Annotated in this window: 20 protein-coding genes; 8 read left to right on the top strand and 12 right to left on the bottom strand. The window is 67.4% G+C overall.

What is annotated here, in order from left to right; all coding sequences use genetic code 11:
• The first annotated feature begins 103 nt into the window (after window positions 1–103).
• A complete protein-coding gene (locus ABD231_RS12595; RefSeq protein ID WP_344149741.1) occupies window positions 104–808 on the top strand; it encodes a TetR/AcrR family transcriptional regulator C-terminal domain-containing protein in 705 nt (234 codons plus the stop codon).
• Window positions 809–943: 135 nt separating this feature from the next.
• A complete protein-coding gene (locus ABD231_RS12590; protein ID WP_344149739.1) occupies window positions 944–1741 on the top strand; it encodes a S1 family peptidase in 798 nt (265 codons plus the stop codon).
• A gap of 37 nt (window positions 1742–1778) precedes the next feature.
• On the opposite strand, the gene ABD231_RS12585 is transcribed toward ABD231_RS12590, so the two are convergent.
• The 5 genes from ABD231_RS12585 to ABD231_RS12565 all read right to left on the bottom strand — a co-directional run bounded on the left by ABD231_RS12585 (window position 1779) and on the right by ABD231_RS12565 (window position 6882).
• On the bottom strand, window positions 1779–2405 hold the full coding sequence (locus ABD231_RS12585) for a class F sortase (RefSeq protein ID WP_344149737.1): 627 nt from the start codon (window positions 2403–2405) through the stop codon (window positions 1779–1781).
• A 46-nt stretch (window positions 2406–2451) separates the two neighbouring features.
• Window positions 2452–3345 (bottom strand): hypothetical protein, encoded by an 894-nt coding sequence (locus ABD231_RS12580; RefSeq protein ID WP_344149735.1) that lies wholly within the window; start codon window positions 3343–3345, stop codon window positions 2452–2454.
• A 179-nt stretch (window positions 3346–3524) separates the two neighbouring features.
• Window positions 3525–4808: a dihydrolipoamide acetyltransferase family protein gene (locus ABD231_RS12575; protein ID WP_344149733.1), complete on the bottom strand. Its 1284-nt coding sequence runs from the start codon at window positions 4806–4808 to the stop codon at window positions 3525–3527.
• Window positions 4805–5791, bottom strand: coding sequence for an alpha-ketoacid dehydrogenase subunit beta (locus tag ABD231_RS12570; RefSeq protein WP_344149731.1), 987 nt, complete (start codon window positions 5789–5791; stop codon window positions 4805–4807). Before ABD231_RS12570 ends, ABD231_RS12575 begins: the two co-directional genes overlap by 4 nt.
• A gap of 2 nt (window positions 5792–5793) precedes the next feature.
• Entirely contained in the window at window positions 5794–6882 is a 1089-nt protein-coding gene (locus ABD231_RS12565) for a thiamine pyrophosphate-dependent dehydrogenase E1 component subunit alpha (RefSeq protein WP_344149729.1), read from the bottom strand.
• 118 nt (window positions 6883–7000) lie between these two features.
• Here ABD231_RS12565 and ABD231_RS12560 point away from each other — a divergent pair, with 118 nt between their 5' ends.
• Window positions 7001–7489, top strand: a complete 489-nt coding sequence (locus ABD231_RS12560; RefSeq protein ID WP_344149727.1) for an Lrp/AsnC family transcriptional regulator — start codon at window positions 7001–7003, stop codon at window positions 7487–7489.
• Here the strand turns inward: ABD231_RS12560 and ABD231_RS12555 are convergent.
• On the bottom strand, window positions 7486–8445 hold the full coding sequence (locus ABD231_RS12555) for a LacI family DNA-binding transcriptional regulator (RefSeq protein WP_344149725.1): 960 nt from the start codon (window positions 8443–8445) through the stop codon (window positions 7486–7488). The genes ABD231_RS12560 and ABD231_RS12555 overlap by 4 nt on opposite strands.
• A 96-nt stretch (window positions 8446–8541) precedes the next feature.
• Here ABD231_RS12555 and ABD231_RS12550 point away from each other — a divergent pair, with 96 nt between their 5' ends.
• The gene (locus tag ABD231_RS12550; protein WP_344149723.1) at window positions 8542–9846 is read left to right on the top strand and encodes a Gfo/Idh/MocA family protein; all 1305 of its coding nucleotides are present in this window, start codon (window positions 8542–8544) and stop codon (window positions 9844–9846) included.
• On the opposite strand, the gene ABD231_RS12545 is transcribed toward ABD231_RS12550, so the two are convergent.
• Together ABD231_RS12545 and ABD231_RS12540 are read right to left on the bottom strand one after the other, a co-directional pair.
• Window positions 9843–10259 carry a VOC family protein gene (locus ABD231_RS12545; protein WP_344149721.1) on the bottom strand — a complete coding sequence of 139 codons (417 nt, stop codon included), beginning with the start codon at window positions 10257–10259 and terminating at the stop codon, window positions 9843–9845. The two genes, ABD231_RS12550 and ABD231_RS12545, sit on opposite strands and share 4 nt — an antisense overlap.
• A gap of 39 nt (window positions 10260–10298) precedes the next feature.
• Entirely contained in the window at window positions 10299–11309 is a 1011-nt protein-coding gene (locus tag ABD231_RS12540) for a magnesium and cobalt transport protein CorA (RefSeq protein ID WP_344149719.1), read from the bottom strand.
• 176 nt (window positions 11310–11485) lie between these two features.
• Here ABD231_RS12540 and ABD231_RS12535 point away from each other — a divergent pair, with 176 nt between their 5' ends.
• Window positions 11486–12442: a 2-hydroxyacid dehydrogenase gene (locus ABD231_RS12535; RefSeq protein ID WP_344149717.1), complete on the top strand. Its 957-nt coding sequence runs from the start codon at window positions 11486–11488 to the stop codon at window positions 12440–12442.
• Between the two features lie 1647 nt (window positions 12443–14089).
• Here the strand turns inward: ABD231_RS12535 and ABD231_RS12530 are convergent.
• Both ABD231_RS12530 and ABD231_RS12525 read right to left on the bottom strand, forming a co-directional pair.
• A complete protein-coding gene (locus ABD231_RS12530) occupies window positions 14090–14599 on the bottom strand; it encodes a DinB family protein (protein ID WP_344149715.1) in 510 nt (169 codons plus the stop codon).
• A gap of 47 nt (window positions 14600–14646) precedes the next feature.
• On the bottom strand, window positions 14647–15354 hold the full coding sequence (locus ABD231_RS12525) for an SDR family oxidoreductase (protein WP_344150115.1): 708 nt from the start codon (window positions 15352–15354) through the stop codon (window positions 14647–14649).
• 103 nt (window positions 15355–15457) lie between these two features.
• Between ABD231_RS12525 and ABD231_RS12520 the strand changes: the two genes are divergently transcribed.
• Window positions 15458–16318 (top strand): LysR family transcriptional regulator, encoded by an 861-nt coding sequence (locus ABD231_RS12520; protein WP_344149713.1) that lies wholly within the window; start codon window positions 15458–15460, stop codon window positions 16316–16318.
• Here the strand turns inward: ABD231_RS12520 and ABD231_RS12515 are convergent.
• Together ABD231_RS12515 and ABD231_RS12510 are read right to left on the bottom strand one after the other, a co-directional pair.
• Window positions 16289–17230: an alpha/beta fold hydrolase gene (locus ABD231_RS12515; protein WP_344149711.1), complete on the bottom strand. Its 942-nt coding sequence runs from the start codon at window positions 17228–17230 to the stop codon at window positions 16289–16291. The genes ABD231_RS12520 and ABD231_RS12515 overlap by 30 nt on opposite strands.
• A gap of 104 nt (window positions 17231–17334) precedes the next feature.
• Entirely contained in the window at window positions 17335–17745 is a 411-nt protein-coding gene (locus ABD231_RS12510; RefSeq protein ID WP_344149709.1) for a VOC family protein, read from the bottom strand.
• A 149-nt stretch (window positions 17746–17894) separates the two neighbouring features.
• Between ABD231_RS12510 and ABD231_RS12505 the strand changes: the two genes are divergently transcribed.
• Both ABD231_RS12505 and ABD231_RS12500 read left to right on the top strand, forming a co-directional pair.
• Window positions 17895–18269, top strand: coding sequence for a VOC family protein (locus ABD231_RS12505; RefSeq protein WP_344149707.1), 375 nt, complete (start codon window positions 17895–17897; stop codon window positions 18267–18269).
• A 159-nt stretch (window positions 18270–18428) separates the two neighbouring features.
• Window positions 18429–20225 (top strand): heparinase II/III domain-containing protein, encoded by a 1797-nt coding sequence (locus ABD231_RS12500; RefSeq protein WP_344149705.1) that lies wholly within the window; start codon window positions 18429–18431, stop codon window positions 20223–20225.
• Window positions 20226–20363: the final 138 nt, after the last annotated feature.

The following is a 20363-nucleotide window of genomic DNA, read 5'->3' as shown; positions in this document are numbered from 1 at the left end:
CCCGAGTCTTCGCCGACGGCGCGACCGAGTCGTCCACCCTCCGTCCCCGGTCGTGCGACTTTGGTTGCTAACACATTGTCTTCAAACCTGACACACTGTTTCAGTGCGAGCAGCAGACGAACGGACGGCACTCGGTTCGGTATGGCTCCGGACCGAGGCCGAGGCGACCCGGGCACCCCTCACCCGCGAGCAGATCATCAGCACCGCGATCGAGCTCCTCGACCGCGACGGCCTCGACGGCTTCTCGATGCGCAAGATCGCCGCCGAGCTCGGTACCGCCGCGACCTCCGCCCTCTACTGGCGGATCGCCAACAAGAACGACCTGCTGGAGCTGGCAGTCGACGAAATCCTCGGTACGGCGGTCGCCGACGCCGGCCCGGGCGATTGGCGGGACCACCTCACCCTCGCGTGCACAGCGGCGTACCGGGCGTTGTGGGAACACCCCTGGGCGCCGCAGCTGCTCGCGACCCACGCCGGTCTCGGTCCGAACTACCAGGCCTTCACCGACCAGCTCGTCTCGATCCTGGCCGGCGCCCGCTTCAAGGGCGAGCACCTCGACTCCGCCGTCTCGGCGGTCTTCCACTACCTGATCGGCTCGGCCGTCACGGACTCCGCCTGGTCCGCGATGGTCCGCCGCAGCGGACTGACCGAGCGCCAGTGGGCAAACAAGGCCGGCGACCAGCTCGGCGTCGGAGCGGAGAGCCTGGCCGCGTACCTCAACCGCGCCAACCGCGCCGGTCCGGAAGCACGGTTTTCCGCAGGACTCCGGGTGATTCTGGTCGGCCTGCGACCACGGCAGCTTTCCTGACGCTTGTGACACAGGGATGACCCGTCACCACTGTGCCCGGTCAATCGCTTGTGCTACTCCCTGTCGTCGTACAACTCTTCACGGTGATGGGACCGCGCCGCCCTGCGGTCCCAAACAAACCCTGGAGTGTGAGGCATGACAGGAAAGCTCAAGCTCGCCCGTGCCGCGTTCGCCGCCGTCATCCTGGTGGCAGCATCAGCCGGAGCAGTGGGTCAGGCGCAGGCCGCCAAGTCGAAGCCACCGGCCCCGATCGTCGGCGGAACGCTGGCCAGCACCGCACAGACCCCGTGGGCGATCGCGCTGAACAACACCCGCTCGTCCGACCCGTACGACCAGTACTGCGGCGCCACTCTCGTGAAGGCGAACAAGATCGTCACCGCGGCGCACTGCGTCACGCAACCGATCAGCACCTACACCGCAGTCCAGGGTCGCGACGACCTGCGCACCACGGTCGGTAAGACCTCGAAGATCTCCAAGATCTGGAAGGACCCGCTGTACGGCGTCCAGTCCGGCCACGACGTCGCCGTACTGACCCTGACCACGCCGTTCACCGGTATCGCCACCCTGCCGCTGGAGTCCAGCCGGGCTGCCGACGCGGTCGGCGCGCAATCGACCGTGTACGGCTGGGGCGACACCGAGGGCACCGGCCCCTCGGACCGCTTCCAGAAGGTGCTCACCCCGGTCCTCGGTGACTCCTACTGCCAGCAGCAGTACGCGAGCGAAGGCTACGTCGCCAACGGCGAGATCTGCGCCGGTTACAAGGCAGGCGGCAAGGACTCCTGCCAGGGCGACTCCGGTGGCCCGCTCGTCCTGAACGGCCGCCTCTTCGGCGTCGTCTCCTGGGGCATCGGCTGCGCCGACGCCGGCAACCCGGGCGTGTACGCCGAGGTCGCGTCGTACTACAGCGCACTGACCACCCAGATCAACAACTAGCTGTGACTTGAGTGGCCGGCCCACGGGGGCCGGCCACTCACCGCTTCGGTACCGCGACGACCACGGAGTTGCTGAGGTACGCCGTACCGTCCCAGTCCTCGCAGGTCACCAGCACCAGCCGCCCGGGGACGCTCTGGTCGAACAACTGCGCGGCCTTCTTGGCCAGCGCCTTCTTGCGGTACGTCGTGACCGACGTGACGGTGTATTCCGTCGACCCCTGCTTCGTGGTGACGCGGACCGACTCGCCACGCTTGAGCTTCTCCAGGTCGTCGAACGCACCACCACCGTCATGGACGGTGTGACCGGTGATCACCGCCGAGCCTTTCGCCGCACCGGGCTGAGCGCCATCCGCCCACCAGCCGACGACACGTGGGTTGGACGGCGGCACGAGTGTTCCGCCCTGAGCCCGGATCGCCAGCACCTGGGTGGAAATCCCCAAGCTGGGAACGGCGAGCCTGGTCGGGTTCCCCGGTCGCGCGGCCGCCGTACTGCGGGCCTCGGCGGGCGGGCGCTTCGTCGTACCGGACGGCTTCGGGTCCTCGACCTCTGGGCTGACCTGAGTCGGCGCCGAGCTGGGCCGTCCCTGCGCATCATTGCTGCGCAGCTGGACGTATCCGCCGACGCCGACCAGCGCGACGCCGGCCGCCAGGGCCCCGATCGTCAACCACGACGATCGGGCGCGCCCCGGACGGCGGCGCTGCGCGCGGAGGTCAGGCAGAGTGGTATCCCTTGCGCTGGCGAGCCTTCAGCACACCGGCGAACACGAGCACACCACCGAGACCGAGCAGTCCGATGCCCAGGATGCTGCGGCCGGACGTCTCGGCGGACGCGTTCCGGGTCCCGCCGTTCAGACCGGCGTCGACCTCGGTCGGTACGCCGATCGGGCTGCTGGGAGCCGTGGTCGGTGCGGTCGTGGTCGGCGTCTCGCTCGGGGTGTCCGTCGGCGTCGGGGTGTCGCTCGGCGTGTCCGTCGGCGTCGGGGTCTGGCTCGGGGTGTCCGTCGGCGTCGGCGTGTCACTCGGCGTGTCCGTCGGAGTGGGCGTCGGCGTCGGGGTGGGAGTCGGCGTGGGGGTCGGCGTCGGCGTGGGAGTCGGCGTCGGGGTCGGCGTGGTCGTCAGCTTGGCGACGCAGAACGTGACATGGCTGATGCCGTAGTACTTCTTGTTGTTGTCGTTCACCGGCGTGTGCAGGCTGGTCCCGGCGACGGTCCCGCCTGGGCGGTAGTCGTAGAAGTTCGCCATCGGGCCGCCCTTGATGATGGCGCCCAGCACCTTGCCGCCGACGGCGGTGAAGTCGACCAAGTCGCCACCGGTCTGGTCACCCTCGTGCTCCGGGTCGTCGACCAGGAGCACGCGCTTGCTCCAGGTGACCGTGACACCGTCCGCGGACTTGGGCCCGGGCGTCGGCGGGTCGAACTTGATCTCCGTCGATCCCGGCACCAGATCGGCGCAGTTCGGATTACCCGGCTTCACGATTCCGTCGGCCGACGCCGCCGGAGCGGTCGCCAGCGACAGGCCGCCCGCCGCGAGCGCCAGCGCGCCCGCTCCGCCGAGCACCGTGGCCAGCCGTGACTTCTTTCCCCGCAACTGCACCGATGTGTTCAAGGCTCTTCCTCTGGTGCTGGATTCTGGACCGGAACCCCAGGCTGGGCGCGAGGTTGCTCGCGCTCCGCCTCACCCCTGAGCGCCGGATTCAGCTCGCATTCTGGAGCCAGGAACTTGCTACGCGCAAGTATCGAGCCGAATCGTGTCCGAGCCCTACACCGTGGCGTCGCTCCCAGTCATCACAAGTCTGCGAAAGCAGATGCCGGATTCTCGAACGCATCAGCCACAAACCGCAGGAACCCTGCCGCCGTCCCACCGTCACACACCCGGTGATCGAACACCAGCGACAACTGAGTCAACTTCCGCACCGCCAGCTCACCGTCCACCACCCACGGCCGATCAATGATCCGCCCGACCCCCAGGATCGCCACCTGCGGATGATTGATGATCGCCGCACTGCCATCGACCCCGAAACTCCCGTAGTTGTTCAACGTGAACGTCCCACGGTTGAGTTCCTCCGGCGTCAACCGCCCAGCACGGGCCGTCTCCATCAACCGCCGAATCTCCACGTCCAGCCCACGCGCACTCAACTGGTGAGCGTTGGCAACCGCCGGCACCACCAACCCACGCTCAGTCTGCGCCGCCAGCCCGAGATTCACCCCATCGAACTGAACAAGCTCGTCCCGCTCAGTATCCACAAACCCGTTCAGCTCCGGATACTTCACCAACCCAGCAACCACAAACCGCCCCATCAAAGCCAGCAACCCCGGCCCCGAATCAGTTGCCGACCGCAACGACTCCCGCAACTCGAGCAACGCGGTCGCATCAACATCAACCCAAGTAGTAGCCTCCGGAATCTCCCGCCGACTCCGACTCAAAGTCGCAGCCACAACCTTCCGGAACCCACTCATCTGTTCCCGCTTCAACTCCCCAAGCCCAGTCCGAGAGTCAACTCCAGTCACGGCATCCACAAGCTGCGGGCTTCGACTGACAACAGGCACAATCTCATCCGCCGCAGGTCCGACACGGCGTGCGATAGCCAGCTCCACATCCCGCCGAACAATCAGTCCGTCCGCCCCAGACCCCACCAACCCCTTGAGATCCACACCGGCATCGCGAGCCAACCGTCGTACCAGCGGTGAAATCACCCGCACAACCCGCGACTCAACAGCAACGGCAGCTCCACGTGGCTTCCGCCGACGGCCGGCACCGGCGGCTTCCCCAGTCCCATAACCGATCAGCACATTCCCGGACCCCGCGCGCTCCTCCTCGCGATAGGCCGCACCGACCTCAGCCCCGATGGTGATCAGCGGCTTCCCCACCGGGATCACCGTGCCAACCTCACCATGCAGTTCCTCAACCACCCCCGCATACGGCGAAGGCAGCTCCACGACAGACTTCGCCGTCTCGACCTCAGCAACCGGCGTATCCACAGCGACGACATCACCAGCAGCCACCAACCACCGCACGATCTCGCCCTCGGTCAACCCCTCACCGAGATCCGGGAGCAGGAACGTGTTCACGAGTCCTCCCACTGCAAATCATCAACAGCGTCAAGGATCCGGTCGACCCCCGGCAGCTGGAACTTCTCCAGCTTCGGCGGCGGATACGGGATGTCGAACCCGGTCACCCGCCGCACCGGCGCGGCCAGCGAATGGAAACACCGTTCGGTGACCCGAGCAACGATCTCCGATGACACACTCGCGAAACCACTCGCCTCGGCAACAACCACAGCCCGCCCAGTACGCCGTACCGCAGCACAAACCGTCTCGTCGTCAAACGGCACCACCGACCGCAGATCCACGACCGTCAACTGCCGTCCCTCAGCCGCAGCAGCCTCCGCCGCCTCGAGAGCGACCGGCACCGAAGGCCCGTACGCAATCAGCGTCGCGTCCGCGCCTTCCCGCCGTACAACAGCCTTCCCGATCCCCGGCACAGATTCAGTCAGATCGACCTCCTCCTTGGCCCAGTAGAGCTTCTTCGGCTCCATGAACACCACCGGATCCGGCCACTCGATTGCCCTACGCAACAACGTGTACGCGTCCGCAACGGTGCTCGGGGCAACAACCGTCAGCCCAGGCGTATGCGCGTAGTACGACTCCGAAGAATCACAGTGATGCTCAACCCCGCCGATCCCACCGGCATAAGGCATCCGGATCACCATCGGCAGCGCGACCCGGCCGCGGGTACGGTTCCGCATCTTCGCGACATGCGAGACGATCTGCTCGAACGCCGGGTACCCGAACGCGTCGAACTGCATCTCGACCACCGGCCGCATCCCGTTCATCGCGAGCCCGATCGCCATCCCGACGATCCCGGACTCGGCCAACGGGGTGTCGAAGCAACGATCTTCGCCGAACTCCGCGGTCAGCCCATCGGTGATCCGGAAGACCCCGCCGAGCGCTCCGACGTCCTCACCGAACATCAACACCGAGTCGTCGGCGGCCATCGCGTCCCGCAGCGCCTGGTTCAAGGCCTGCGCCATCGAAATCTTCTGGTGCGTCATGATCAGGCCTCCTCTCGCGCCAGCTCGTCCCGCAGGAACGCAGCCTGCTCGGCCAACTGCGGCGTCGGTACGGCGTACAGGTGGGCGAACAGGTCTTCCGGATCAACACTCGGTTCCGGCATCAACCCGTCGCGCAACTGCTGCGCCACCTGCGTCGCCGCGTCCTCGGCCCGCTTCTTGATGTCGTCGCTCAGCAATCCAGCGCTGCTCAGATAGGCCTCGAGCCGCTTGATCGGGTCCTTCGCCAGCCACGGCGTCACTTCGTCGTCCTGCCGGTAGCGCGTCGCGTCGTCAGCGTTCGTGTGCGCCTGCACCCGATACGTGTGCGCCTCGACCAGCTGCGGTCCCTCGCCCGCGCGCGCCTTCGCAACAGCCTGCCCCAGTACGGCGAGCAGCCCGGCAAGATCGTTGCCATCGGCCCGTTCTCCCGGGACGCCGTACCCGATGCCCTTGTGAGCGATGGACGGCGCGACAGTCTGCTTGGACAGCGGCACCGAGATCGCGTACTCGTTGTTCTGCACGAAGAAGACGACCGGCGCCTTGAAGACCGCCGCGAAGTTCAGCGCCTCGTGAAAGTCACCTTCACTGGTCGCACCGTCGCCGCACAGCGCCATCACCACGGTGTCCTCGCCCTTCAACCGCGCCGCGTGCGCAACCCCAACCGCGTGCGTCAGCTGGGTCGCCAGCGGTGTGGACTGCGGCGCGACGTTGCGCGCGTACGGGTCGTAGCCCGAGTGCCAGTCGCCACGCAGCAGCGTCAGCGTCTCGATCGGGTCGACACCACGGCTCACGATCGTGACCGTGTCGCGGTAGGTCGGGAACAGCCAGTCCCCGTCGGCCAACACCATCGAGGCGGCGACCTGACAGGCCTCCTGCCCGTGCGACGACGGGTAGACAGCCAGCCGGCCCTGCCGGACCAGTGCACTGGCTTGATCGTTGATCCGACGACCCTTGATCAACTCAACGTAGCCATCGACCAGCGCCTGCTCACCAGGCAGCTGGTATGACGAATTTTCGTGCAGAACCCCATCCTGGTCGATCAACCGGACAGGTTCTGTGGAGGGGAGCAAGAGCTCCTCGACGGTCGTCATGAGCCCTCCAGGCGCAGGAGACGGACGGTGGCCACATCGTCGTACTTCTGGCCATTCGGATCCAGACCTGGGAAAATGCCGAGACATTTGGTCATCGCCGGTCGGAATTGGAGTGCGAATGTCCCAGGACGAGATCCCGCATCACGCCGGACCTGGACGGATGGTCATCGCTCCGGCCCTCGACGAGATCGACCGTCAGATCGTCGAGGCCCTGGGACGCGACGGAAGGCTCTCGATCCGCGCCCTGGCCGAGCAGGTGCACATCTCCCGCGCGAACGCCTACGCCCGCGTAGAACGCCTCACCAGCACCGACACCATCACGGGCTTCACAGTCACCGTGGACCCCCTGAAACTGGGCCTCGCCACCTCGGCGTACGTCACGCTGAGTCTCCGCCAAAGCTCCTGGCGCACACTGCGCGAACAGCTCCAAGCCATCCCCGAAATCAAGCACATGGCCCTGGTAGGCGGCGACTTCGACGCCATCCTCCTGGTCCGCGCCGCCGACAACGAGGGCCTCCGCCGCGTAGTCCTGGAGAAGCTCCAGGCCATCCCCGAAGTCCTGGGCACCCGCACAGCCCTCATCTTCGAAGACCTAGGAACCCTCTAACACCCGCAAGACTTCCGAACCACCAACTCCGTCGGACAAGCAGTCGCCTCACCGTCGGTCCCCTCAACCAACTGCCTCACCACCTCAGCCGCCATCCGCTCCACCGGCTGCCGAACCACCGTCAACCCCGGCCAACACCACTCCGCCTCCGGCGTCCCGTCAAACGCCACCACCGCCAAGTCCTCCGGCACCCGCAACCCCGCCTCCCGCACAGCCCGCAGCAGCCCAATCGCCTGCAAATCCGAACTGGCAAACACAGCCGTAGGCCGCTCCCCCAACCCCACCAACCACCGCCCCGCGTCGTACCCACCCTCCCGACTAAACCCCACCCTGATTAGCGGCCCATCCGCCAACCCCGCCCCCCGCAACCCGTCCCGCCACCCCAGCTCCCGCTCGGACTGTCTCTTTCCTCCGATCACCAGAGCAATGTGGGTGTGACCGTGGCTGACCAGGTGTTCGACGGCGGCTCGTGCACCCTCGCGGTAGCGGGGACTGACCGAGCTCACCCCGGGCAGCACGCGGTTGACGACGACCACCGGCACGTCGGCGCCGGCCAGGTCGGGGGCTTCGGTTGGCGTCACGAGCACCAGCCCGCTCACCTGTCGCGCCAGTAGCTGCGCGACCTTCGTGCGCTCGGTTTCCGGATCACCATCAGCACTCGTCTGCAGTACGACGTACCCACGCTCGTCAGCGGCCTTATCGATCGCCTTGGCCAGCTCGGCGAACAACGGGTTCCCACCGTCCGGCGTGATCAGCCCGAAGGTCCGCGTGCTCCCCGTCCGCAGCGCCCGAGCCGTAGCGTTCGGCCGATACCCAAGCACCCGGATCGCCTCGAGCACCCGCTCGCGCGCCGCCGGCGACACCGCCCGCGGCCCGTCGTTCACCACGTAACTCACAACCGCCGTACTGACTCCGGCGTACCGCGCGACGTCGTTACGCGTGACTGGGGACGACATGAGCCCGATCGTACGACCGTTGACCCCTCGTCGAGCCCCGGGATAGCCTCGGGATCTACACGAGTAGATTCCTCCACGAGTAGAGAGGCCGCCGCCATGGCCCGCCGCTATGCCGTCGCCGGAACCGGCTCCCGGGCCCGTGAGTACGTCCGGGCGATCTTCCAGGACCACCCCACCGACGCCGAACTGGTAGCCCTCCTCGACCCGAACCCCGGTCGCCTCGCCTTCCACCAGCAGTACGTCGAAGGACTCGGCGGCCACCAGCTCCCGCAGTACGGCGCCGACGACCTGGAGCGCATGGTCAAGGAGCAGTCCGTCGACCGGGTGATCGTCACCAGCCCCGACTACACCCATGCAGCCGTGGTCTCCCGCCTCCTCCGCGCAGGCGCCGACGTGATCGTCGAGAAGCCCCTCACGATCGACGCTGACGGCACCCGTCAGATCGCCGCAGCGATGGCGGAGTCCGGCAAGTCCGTCGTCGTGACCTTCAACTATCGCTACTCACCCCGCAACAGCGCGCTACGCAAGCTGATCGCAGACGGCTCCATCGGCACGGTCACCAGCGTCGAGTTCCAGTGGGTGCTCGACACCAGGCACGGAGCGGACTACTTCCGCCGCTGGCACCGCCAGAAGCAGAACTCCGGCGGACTGCTGGTCCACAAGGCCTCTCACCACTTCGACCTCGTCAACTGGTGGATCGCCTCCAAACCCGCTCGCGTCTTCGCGTCCGGCGCACTCTCCTTCTACGGCGACCAGAACGCCGCAGCCCGCGGCCTAGGCCCCCGCCCACCGCGTGGCACCGTGGACGACTGGTCCGACGACCCCTGGCTGCTCGACCTCCGCCACGACGAAGCCAACCGCCGCCTCTACTTCGAGAGCGAGAAGTACGACGGCTATCTCCGCGACCAGGACGTCTTCGGACCAGGCATCACCATCGAGGACAACCTGGCCGTCATAGCCGAGTACACGAACGGCGCCCGCCTCAGCTACTCGCTGAACGCCCACTCCCCCTGGGAGGGCTACAAGGTCTCCGTCAACGGCACCGAGGGCCGCGCGGAGCTGGAGGTCGTCGAACGCGCCGCAGTGATCGACGCCAGCATCGACCCGAGCTACCCGGCCGGAAACCTGATCACCGGCGACATCCGCTCCGACGGCGAACGCCTCGTCCTCCAGAAGCACTGGACCGCCGCAGTCCAGGTCGAGATCCCCCGAGCCGCCGGCGGCCACGGCGGCGGCGACCGCCTCCTCTACGCAGACCTCTTCCAAGGCCCCGGCGACGACCCACTCGCCCGCGCCGCCGACATCAACGACGGCATCAACGCAGTAGCAGTAGGCATCGCCGCCAACCAGTCCCTCACCACCGGCCAACCAGTAACCGTCGCCGACCTAAACCTCGGCTAGCTCCCTGGTCGGTGAGTACCGAAGGTCCACTCGTAGCCCTCGGGGTCGGCGACCCGGCAGCGGTAGTTGCCCCACTCGCTCAGGGCCGCTTCCCAGATCGACTCCGCGCCCGCAGCTAGGGCAGAGCGATACACCTCATCCACCTGCTCACGACTGTCGAAAGCGAGGTACATACCGTGCCCAACGGTGTCTCCCTTGCGCACCGGTCGGTCATACCCGTCTCTGTCACTGAACAGCGTGAACGCGACGCCGCCGTACCGCATCTCCGCGTGCGAGATCCCGCCCTGCTCGTCCGGAACCTCCATGGTGGTCTCGAATCCAAAGGCACGCTCCAACCATCGCAGTGCGCCGACCGCGTCGCGGTAGCCGAAGTACGCATGGAAGGTCGCTGTGCTGACGTTGTGCTCACTCATGCACCCAGCATCACCGCCATGGCGGACACCTGCCGTCCGCTACCCCAACGGATTCGGCCGTCGCGCTGCCCGCTGCCGGCGGAACCAGATGAACAAGGCGATACAGGGCACCAGCAAGCCACCGATGCCGAGTGCAAGGAAGTCCCACTCCGCACCGATGTGGTCGACCAACCACCCGAAGTTCTGGCCGAAGAAGCCGGTCACGAAGGTCAGCGGCAGGAAGATCGTCGCCAAGATAGTCAACTGCTCGATGGTCGCGTTCTGCTGCACACCGACCTTGGTCTGCTCGACCGAGATGACGGCCATGTTCGCCTCGAGCACCGTCGCCAGCAGGTCCCGTTGAGCGGCCACCTCCTCGTTCACCAGCACCAGGTGATCGCGGACATCGCGGAAGTACGGCAGCAGCTCAGTGTTGCGAGCACCGCGCTCGATCGTGGCCAGTACGGCGATCAGCGGATGCACAGCGCGGTAGAAGTCGGTCACCTCGCGGCGCAGGAAGTAGATCCGCTCAGTCGGTGCGACCGCACCCGCGAACACCGTCCGCTCGACCTCCTCGATGTCACGCTCCAGCTCCGCGACGACGGGACCGTACCCGTCGACCACCTGGTCGAGGATCGCCCAGAGCACCGAGTTCGTCCCAGCCTCCAACAGCTCCGACCGCTGCTCCAGCCGGATCCGGGCGCCGTGCAGATCACTCGCGACACCTTGGCGGACCGTGATCACGAACGCCGGCCCGACGAACACGCTGACCTCGCCGAACTCGACCTCCTCCCGCTCCTCGTCGTACCGGGCGGTGCGCAGGATGACGAGCCGGATGTCGCCCTCGTACGGTTCGACCTTCGGCCGCAGGTGGAAGGTCTGCGCGTCCTCGACGGCGAGCTCGTGCAGGCCGAAACTCTCGCTGACCTGCGCGAGCTCCTCGGCGGTCGGATCGAACATCCCCAGCCAGACGAATCCACCCTTGGAACACTGCGCGGCGGCTTCGCGGACCGACATCGTCTCGACGTGCTGACGGCGGCCGTCCTGGTAGTAGGCGCAGTCGATGATCATGGTTGCCTCCCTCTCCCGAACCTCACCCCGGTCTCGATCGTCGCCGATGGGGTGGCCGGGAAACAGGGGCGAACAGGTGAACTTCGGTCCGGTTCCGGTTCAGTTCCTGTCCAGTTCCTGGGAAAGGGCAACCGGGTACCTGGTCCGGGCAGGATCGGTCGATGAGGATGGGACGCATGGGACAACCAGTGGTGCTGATGCCGAAACCGATGCATACCGCAGTCGCCGAAGGGCTGAGCGGTCACTGTGAGTTGATCCGGCTCTGGGAGGAGAGCGACCCCGACGCGGTCCTCGCCGACCGCCGCGACGAGATCGTTGCCGTCGCCACCGGTGGCACCCGCATCGACGACGCGTTCCTGGATCGACTACCTGCGGTGCGAATCGTGGCGAGCTTCGGCGTCGGCTACGACCAGATCGACGCCACCGCCGCGGCCGCGCGCGGCGTCGTCGTCACCAACACCCCCGGTGTCCTGGACGACGAGGTCGCGGACACCGCGCTCGGGCTGCTGCTGATGACGGTCCGCGAGCTACCGCAGGCCGAACGCTACCTCAGGGCCGGCAAGTGGCAGCAGGACGGCGCCTATCCGTTGACCAAGGCAACAATGAACGGCCGCCGCCTGGGCATCCTCGGCCTGGGTCGAATCGGCCAAGCGATCGCCGACCGGGTGACACCGTTCGGAATCTCGGTGGCCTACCACAACCGCAGCCAGAAGGACGTCGACTATCCCTACTACCCGACCCTGCTCGAGCTGGCACACGACGTCGACACCTTGATGGTGGTGATCCCCGGCGGCGACTCCACCCGTCACCTGGTGAACGCCGAGGTCCTCGAGGCCCTGGGACCCGACGGAATCCTGATCAATGTCGCCCGCGGCTCAGTCGTCGACGAGCAGGCACTGGTCGACGCCCTCCGCTCCGGCACGATCTACGCGGCCGGGCTAGACGTCTACGAGCACGAGCCCAAGGTCCACCCCGACCTACTCACCCTCCCGAACGCAGTGCTCCTGCCACACGTCGGCTCAGCCACCATCCCCACCCGAATCGCCATGGGCAACCTAGTAGTCGAGAACCTCCTCAACTGGTTCACCTACGGCACCGCCCTAACCCCAGTACCAGAGTCCCAAAACCTCTGACGGTGGTTGAGCGGCGCTCAAGGTGGTTGCCGACCCGCGATCTCGGGTCGTCGGGGGCGTCTGGCGCGTTGGTCGGAGCATCTTCGGCGCGCCTGGACCCGAAGATCCTCCGCCTAACGCAAGACCTCGAGCCTCACGCACCTCAGCCACAGCCCGTCAGCCCCACACAGCGCAAGCCGCGGTAGCCGACCTCGCCATCCCGCCCAGCCACCCGCGTGGCCAGCCCTCTTGCTTTGTCGGCCGCCTTTGGCGGTCGAGTCGGGGCACAGGCCCGAAAGGACTCGGCCGGCGACGTCCGCTCTGGCTGATCGCCGCTTCCGGCCGACCCAAAAGAAAGCGTGGCCGGGCGCCGCGGTGGCTGAGGTAGATGGCGAGGCCCGGCGACCGCGGCTCCACGTCGCCTGAGGTTGCCGGGCTGTGGTCGCCGTGCGGGACAGAGGCCTGCTGGCAGTTGACCCACCCCGCGCCTCACCAAACCGCGCCGCACCTCACCACCCCGCGCCTCACCAATCCAGTTCGCGCCGCGCCAACAAACCGCCCCGGTGCCGCACCAGCGCCGCGCCGCGCCCCACCTCATCAACCACGCCGCACCTCACCAAACCACCCCGCGCCGCGCCCTCACCACCCGCGCCGCGCCTCACCACCCGCGCCGCGCCGCGCCAAACCACCCCGCGCCTCACCACCCGCGCCGCGCCTCACCACCCGCGCCGCGCCAAACCACCCCGCGCCGCGCCGTCACCAAAAGCCGCGCCCCTCGTCGTGCGTGCAGTGCGGTGATGCGTTGGCCGGTAATTTTTTCGCGGATAACGCCCCAAAGTTACCGACCAACGCAACCTCCGCCGCCGGTAACGTCCGACGATCCGGAGACCCGAGCTGCGGGTTCTTCGGACGTTGTGGCAGCGGGACCCCGGGATGCCGCAGCGGCGGCGCTGGCCGGGATCGACTAGCCGGCATTCTCGTCTAGCCGGCATTGGGGTGAGCCCGCCAAACGGGAGAGGTTCTCCCCTCCGCGCCCGGCTGGCCGTAAGTCGGTTCGCGATTGGTGAGGAGCATGGGTTACGACGGTAAGCGTGGGGTTCGGGGTGGTCTCAACGAACCCGCCTCGATCCACCTCCCCAAACCGGTTCGGGGAGCACCTGCGCTCCGCGCGGGGCGATCTGGGGCGGATCCACCCCCCAAGTACGTCCCCGATCCACCCCAAACCGCTCCACACCGACCACCACCCTCCCCAAATCGGTTCGGGGAGGATCCGCCATCACGTCCCCACGAGACCGGGGACTCCTGCCTGCCGATTTGGTGGGGTAACGCTCCCCAGCCCCGTCCCACAGCACCGCTCGTGGTGCGGCCCGAACCACCCCAACTGACCGGGGTGGGGTTCACCCACCAAATGGGGGGTTCCCGCCCGAAAATCCGGTGGGGGAACCTCCCACCTCGTGGGTGCACCCACCAAACGGAGTGAGGAAGCGCGGGGATCGGTGGCGCGGGGGTCGGTGGGGCGGGGATCGGTGGCGCGGGGATCGGTGGCGCGGGGATCGGTGGCGCGGGGATCGGTGGCGCGGGGATCGGTGGCGCGGGGATCGGTGGCACGGGGATCGGTGGGGCGGGGATCGGTGGGGGCGTGGGAGGGGCTTCGGCTGATCTAGGGGGTCAGGGGGTGGGGAGATCCCAGATTCGTTCGGTTTGCCAGGCGTACTCCCATGCCTGGATGTCGGGAGGCTCGATGCCGAAACCCGTCAGGATGGCGCACACCTGCTCGCGGTGGTGGTTGGCGTGATTGATCGCCTGGGCGATGAAGATGCCGGCCCGGGTTCCGCGGGTGTTGTCGTCGACGATCAGGACCCGCTCGACATCGATCGGGCCGGCGAGGAACTCCTCCCACAGCACACCGGCTTCGTCGTTCCACTGTTCCAGGAGGTCGAAGTTCGGCGTCACTCCGCTGTCCACGAAGTCGAGTGGGCGGTCCGCGATTCGGCGCAGGTAGCTTCCGTCGCAGCGGACGATGTGATCCAGGGTCGCCACGATCCCGCCGTACGTGCCGACGCCGGTGACCTCGAGCTGTTCGGCCGTCAGTTCCTGATCCCGGCAGAACCGGATCAGACTCTTGGTCGCCCAGTTGTTGTGCCGGATCGGATCCCGCAGTACGTCGTTCTCTCCCATGACCTCAAGTTAGCCCGCGACCCCGTCCGGGCGAACCTGGTTTTCGCTTACCAGGGGACGGTTCCCTCGTCGTTGAAGAAGCCGCCGCGCGGCCCGTCGTCCGACAGGGTCGCCAGCCTGATCGCGATCGCCGCACCCTCCTGAGGTGTCCGCAGCCCGTTGAAACCATTGAAGTCGGTCGCGACATAGCCGGGGCAGGCGGCGTTCACGATGACGTTCGTGTCGGCGAACTGGCGGGCATACACGGCGGTGATGCTGTTGAGCATCGACTTCGAGGGCGCGTAGGCGGCCAGGATCGGGCCGGTCTGCAGGGTCAGCGATCCCATGGTGCTCGACAGGTTGACGATCCGCGGTGTTGCGGAACGCCGGAGCAGCGGCAGCATTGCGTTGGTCACCCGGACCACGCCGAAGACGTTCGTCTCGAGCACCTCGCGGAGCACGTCGAGGTCGAGCGTGGTCGGATCCTGCGCGCCATCGTCAATCCGGCCGGCGATACCAGCGTTGTTGACGAGCACATCCAGCCCCGCCGCGGTCTGCTCGACGGTCTCCGCAGCCGCGGCGACGCTCTCGTCGGACGTGACATCGAGGGCCACCCCGAACGCGTCGATACCGTCAGCACGCAACTGCTCGACGGCTTCCTTTCGCCTGATGTCATCGCGGGCACCGATAGCGACCCGGAAGCCGAGCGCCCCGAGACCCTGGGCGATGGCGAAGCCGATTCCTTTGTTCGCGCCGGTGACCAGCGCGGTCTTCATGTCATTCACAGCACCCATCGTTGGTCGACCGCAGGTTCCGCGTCCAAGACCGATCGGCTCCGCTGTGATACCTCACCGGTATCACGGCACGTAGGCTGGCGGCGTGGACGATCTCGAGACCCGCGAGCTCCGGTACTTCGTCGCTGTCGCGGAGGAGCTGCATTTCGGCCGTGCCGCCGATCGGCTCGGGATCGCCCAACCGCCGCTGTCCCGGGCCATCCGGAAGGTCGAGCACCGGCTGGGCGTGCAACTACTCGCCCGGGACCGCCGAGGTGTGGCGCTCACCGAAGCCGGCCGGGTCCTGCTCACCGAGGCCAGGACAGCCCTCGACGCGGTCGCCGCCGCGGCTCGTCGTACCCGGCGTGCTGGGGACCCGCAGCAATCCCTGGTCCTCGTGACGAAGGCCGGCGCCTCCCACCAGATCCTGCAGCGACTCCTCGACGCGCTTGCCGAGGACCCCGGTGCGACGCCGGTGGAGATCCTGCTCTGCGAGGTGACCGAACAGGCCGGCCTCCTGCGCGACGGAAGCGCCGACGTGGCGATCCTGCATCACCCGTACGACGACCTCGCCGGCTTCGACACCGAGGAGCTCCACGTCGAGGGCCAGGTCGCGATCCTGCCCGCGAAGCATCCGCTCGCGGCACGCGATCAGCTCACCCTGGCCGAGGTCAGCAACGTGGCGGACCTGCCGATTGCGCGGTGGCCGCGGCTCGACGGCTCCTACCCGGATGGACCCGGTCCCGAGGTCCGCACACAGTCGCAGCTGGCTCAGCTCGTGGCCCTCGGCAAGACGTTGCTCGTCATCCCAGCCTCGAGCCGCGCCTGGCAGTGGCCCGAACACGTCGCGGTGCCCGTCGTCGACGCCCCGGACGTCACCACCCTCATCGCCTGGCGGCCGGGCAGCCGCTCCCAGGCGGTCGCGTCGCTCGTCCGTTCAGCGACCGCTCTCCGCGTGACCGCTTAAGGCTGCCAGCACCGCCGGCCAATGCTCATGCAGTACGGCGAGATGGGTCGTCTGCGGGTGGACGACCAGCGCGGCACCCGGAATGCGGTCGGCCAGCCACTGCCCGTTCCGCGCCGAGGCGTTCGCGTCATGCTCGCCGTACCAAAGGTGCGTCGGGCAACGAACTTCTTCAGGGCGGAAATCCCAAGCACGGAAGGAGATTGCGGCATCGCGAAGGTAGCCGTCCGGGTTCGCCAACGCCTCGCGGACGGCAGCAGCGATCGCCCGGTCCGATCCCAAGCGGAGGCCATCGACCTCGCCGGTCGCACCCCGCAGTACGCCGGCGTCGTGCGGATCCAGCTCCGCCAGGAACCGCCGTACCAGCGACTCGTCGTCGGGGTCGGCGGGGTTGAGTTGGGCCACGTACGCCAGGAAGTCGGGGCGCATCAGCTCGACTGCCTCCTCGGGCGTGGATTGCGCCAGCCGCTCGAAGAACGACTGGGCGTCCGGTTCGAGGTTGTCGCGGTGGTACGGCGGATCCAGCTCAGGCACGCTGGCCGGGCCCGCCAGGACGCCCAAGGCGGTCACGCGGTCGGGATGCCGCACCGCGCAGGCGACGGCGTACGGGCCGCCGATCGACATGCCCGCCACGGCGAACCGCTCGATGCCCAGGGCATCCGCGACGGCCACGACATCATCGGCCACCGACAGGTGGGTTGAGGCGTGACTCGTCGAGCGGCCGTAGCCGGGCCGGTTGACACCCACCAGCCGCACATCGCGCCGGCGAGCGGCTTCAACGCCCGAGTACGCCGCGTGCCGTGTGTCCGGGCACCCGGCCAGGAAGATCACCGGGGTTCCGCCGGGCGCGCCGCCGTCCCAGAGCTCGACCCAGCGCCCGTCCGGAACCCGCACGCCGTCTACCGCCAAGTCCACTCCCCTACCTGCCGACCTGAAAAAGGCCAGGCTCACTACAGGCCGACAGAACGGCCCCTCGGGGGCTGAGTCGCCGAGGGGCCGGGTCCTGTCGCGAGCTGCGGTCAGCTGCCGGTGATGTTGAGCATCCAGTTGATGCCGAACCGGTCCGTGAGCTGGCCGAACTCGTCGCCCCACATCTGCTTCTCCAGCGGGACGGTGACCTTGCCACCGTCGGAGAGCTGGGTGAAGTAGCCGCGCAGGTCGTCGCCGTCGTCACCGCTGAGGCTGACCGAGATGTTCTCGCCGGGGTTGTAGGACATCCCCTGCGGGGTGTCCGCGGCCATCAGCGTGAAACCGCTCGGGGTCTCCAGCTGACCGTGCATCAGCTTGCTGTCGTCATCCGGCCCGTGACCGGCGCCGAACTCGCCGAACGTGCTCGTGGTCAGCTCGCCGCCGAACACGTCCTTGTAGAACTCCAGAGCCTCCCGCGCGCTTCCGTCGAACTGGATGTACGGGTTGAGTCGAGACGCCATCAGATCTTCCTTTCCCCCTGCAAAGATTCCTGTGAAACCACCCTTGGCCGCACAGTAGACCCGGCCACCGACAGTCCGCGACCCTCCGGAACCCCCGACCCCATCGCGTCACCGGCCGGACGCCCTCCGTTGGGAGTTAGGGTCTGCGCATGATCCTGCGACACATCACGATCGATGCCGAAAACCCGTACGAGCTCGCGCAATTCTGGAGCACCACGACCGGCTGGCCGCTGGGCGCGGGCGACGAGCCCGGGGACGACGAGGTCCTGGTCGAGGCACCGGCGCCGGTGCCGGGGCTGCTGTTCATCCGCGTGCCGGAGTCGAAGACGGTGAAGAACCGGGTGCACATCGACTGGGTGCCGACCGAGCGCACCCGGGACGAGGAGGTCGAGCGGCTGCTCGGCCTCGGCGCGAGCATCCACGAGGACCACCGCAAGCCCGAGGGACCCGGCTGGGTCACCATGCTCGATCCCGAGCAGAACGAGTTCTGCGTCGAGCGGAGTGCGGCCGAGCGCAGCGCCTGATTCCCGGAGTCCCCGATCCGCTCCCCAGTTGCCTAAGGCAACTCACAACTTATCCGGCGAACTGAGCATCGTCTCTGGTGTCAAGAACTTTGCAGCTGCTGGGGAGCAGCTCGTACCTAGGGGATTCCAGTGCTCAGACGTGTACTTTCGCTTGCCCTCGTGACGGCGACCGCGGGCGGACTCATCGTGTCCGTCCCCGCGACGACCGCCGCGGCCGCAGGCACTGCACTTGCTGCCAACGGGCACTACGCATGCCCTGGCTACAGCACCATCGACGACGCCGTACCGCTGAGCGCCGTGATGAACGACACCTTCATCTGGAGCAAGTTCAAGGCCACGAAGGTCGGTGACGGGAAGGGCAACATCAACTGGAAGGCCAACCCGTACAACAACCCGAGCTGGTGGATGTGGCTGCACTCGCTGCGCTGGATCGGCCAGGGCATCACCGCGGCGAGCAACGGCGACCAGGCCGCGCTCACCCACGTGACCGCGATCGCGCGGGACTGGGTCAAGGACAACCCGTACTCCTGGAAGGCGAACCCGGCCGCGCACGAGGCGACCATGCACCGCACCAACGTGCTGATCTGCCTGCGCCTGGCCGTGCTCAAGAACCTCAACGTCACCAAGCTGCCGAGCCAGTACGCCTGGCTGGACACGGCATTGGTGAACCACGCCAAGTTCATGACCGCGAACTGGGGTGGCCAAGGCAACCACGGCACGGACGAGAGCATCGCTCTCTTCGGTGTCGGGTGCACTCTGAACCGCAGCGACTACATGAAGACCGCGCAGGACCGGTTGGGTAAGGCAATCACCACCGCGATCGACGCCCAGGGCGCGACCAACGAGCAGGCCACCGGCTACGCGCAGTTCAACTACTCCCTCTGGGGCCGCGCCGCGAAGGCGATGCAGGACTGCGGCGTCAACCCGGGCACCACGATCGCCACCCGCCGCGCACTCCTGGCGACCTTCATCGCTCACGCCACCAGCCCGCTCGGCATGCTGCAGCAGATCGGCGACACCGAGTACGTGAAGACCGGGAACGTCCCCGGTACGCCGATCGAGTACGCCGCCACCAAGGGCGTCTCGGGCAAGGCCCCCGCCGACCGCGTCAAGATCTACTCGGCCGGCTACGTGTTCGGCCGCTCCGGCTGGGGTTCCGCGACCACGCCGTTCTCGGCAGAGTCGGCGTACAGCATCCGGTTCGGCCCGAAGCGGGTCCTGCACGGACACAGCGACCACACCGCCATCACCTACCAGGCCCGCGGCCGCGACATCCTCGGTGACACCGGCTACGCCGGCTACTCGAACAAGGCTTGGCGCGCCTGGATCGTCGGCCCGTCGGCCCACAACGTGATGACGACACCGAAGCTCGCCGACACGAACCCGATCACCAAGCTGACCCGCTCCTCGGTCCGGGACAACGCCGACTTCTACGAGATGACCGACGCCCCCGCCGCCGGAGTCACCCGCACCCGCGGGGTCCTGATCCTGCGCAAGCCGGACGTCGTCGTCACCCTGGACCGCGCCACCGCGAAGACCGCGCAGCAGTTCCAGACCCTCTGGCACCTGCCCTCCGACCAGCGCGCAACCGTCTCCGGCCGCTCCGCAGCCGTAGCCACCAAGAAGGGCGAGAACACCCGCACCGTCCTCCTCCAACTCCCCTACAAGGGCGCCCTCCCGGCCGGCTCCACCCTGGTCAAGACCGGCCAGACCAATCCGATCCAGGGCTGGCACTTCCCGCACATCACCACCCGCAAGGCAGCCTCCACGGTCATCTTCGCCCGCTCCGGCAAGTCCGTCTCGATCCTGTCCCTGATCATCCCGACCCGCGCCAACGGCCAGGTCACCTACAAGACCCGGATGGTCGGTACGACGTACGTCGTGGACCTCACGATCGACGGCGTGAAGGCGTCGTTCGGTATCACCGGCGGCGGTTCGCTGGTCCGCAGGTCCTGATCAAAGGGGGATGATCACCTGTTACCGACGATGCACAGTGAGCAATCTATGGCCCCAAACGTAATTCGTGGACGTCGGAGTCACGGCACCGACGAGAGCATTACTCTCTCTTTCTGTGTCGGATGCGCTCTGAACCGT

The sequence above is a fragment of the Kribbella yunnanensis genome (assembly GCF_039529655.1).
Taxonomy (GTDB): domain Bacteria; phylum Actinomycetota; class Actinomycetes; order Propionibacteriales; family Kribbellaceae; genus Kribbella; species Kribbella yunnanensis.
The sequence above is the reverse complement of the archived record's forward strand: the minus strand, read 5'-3'. Positions and strand labels throughout refer to the sequence as shown.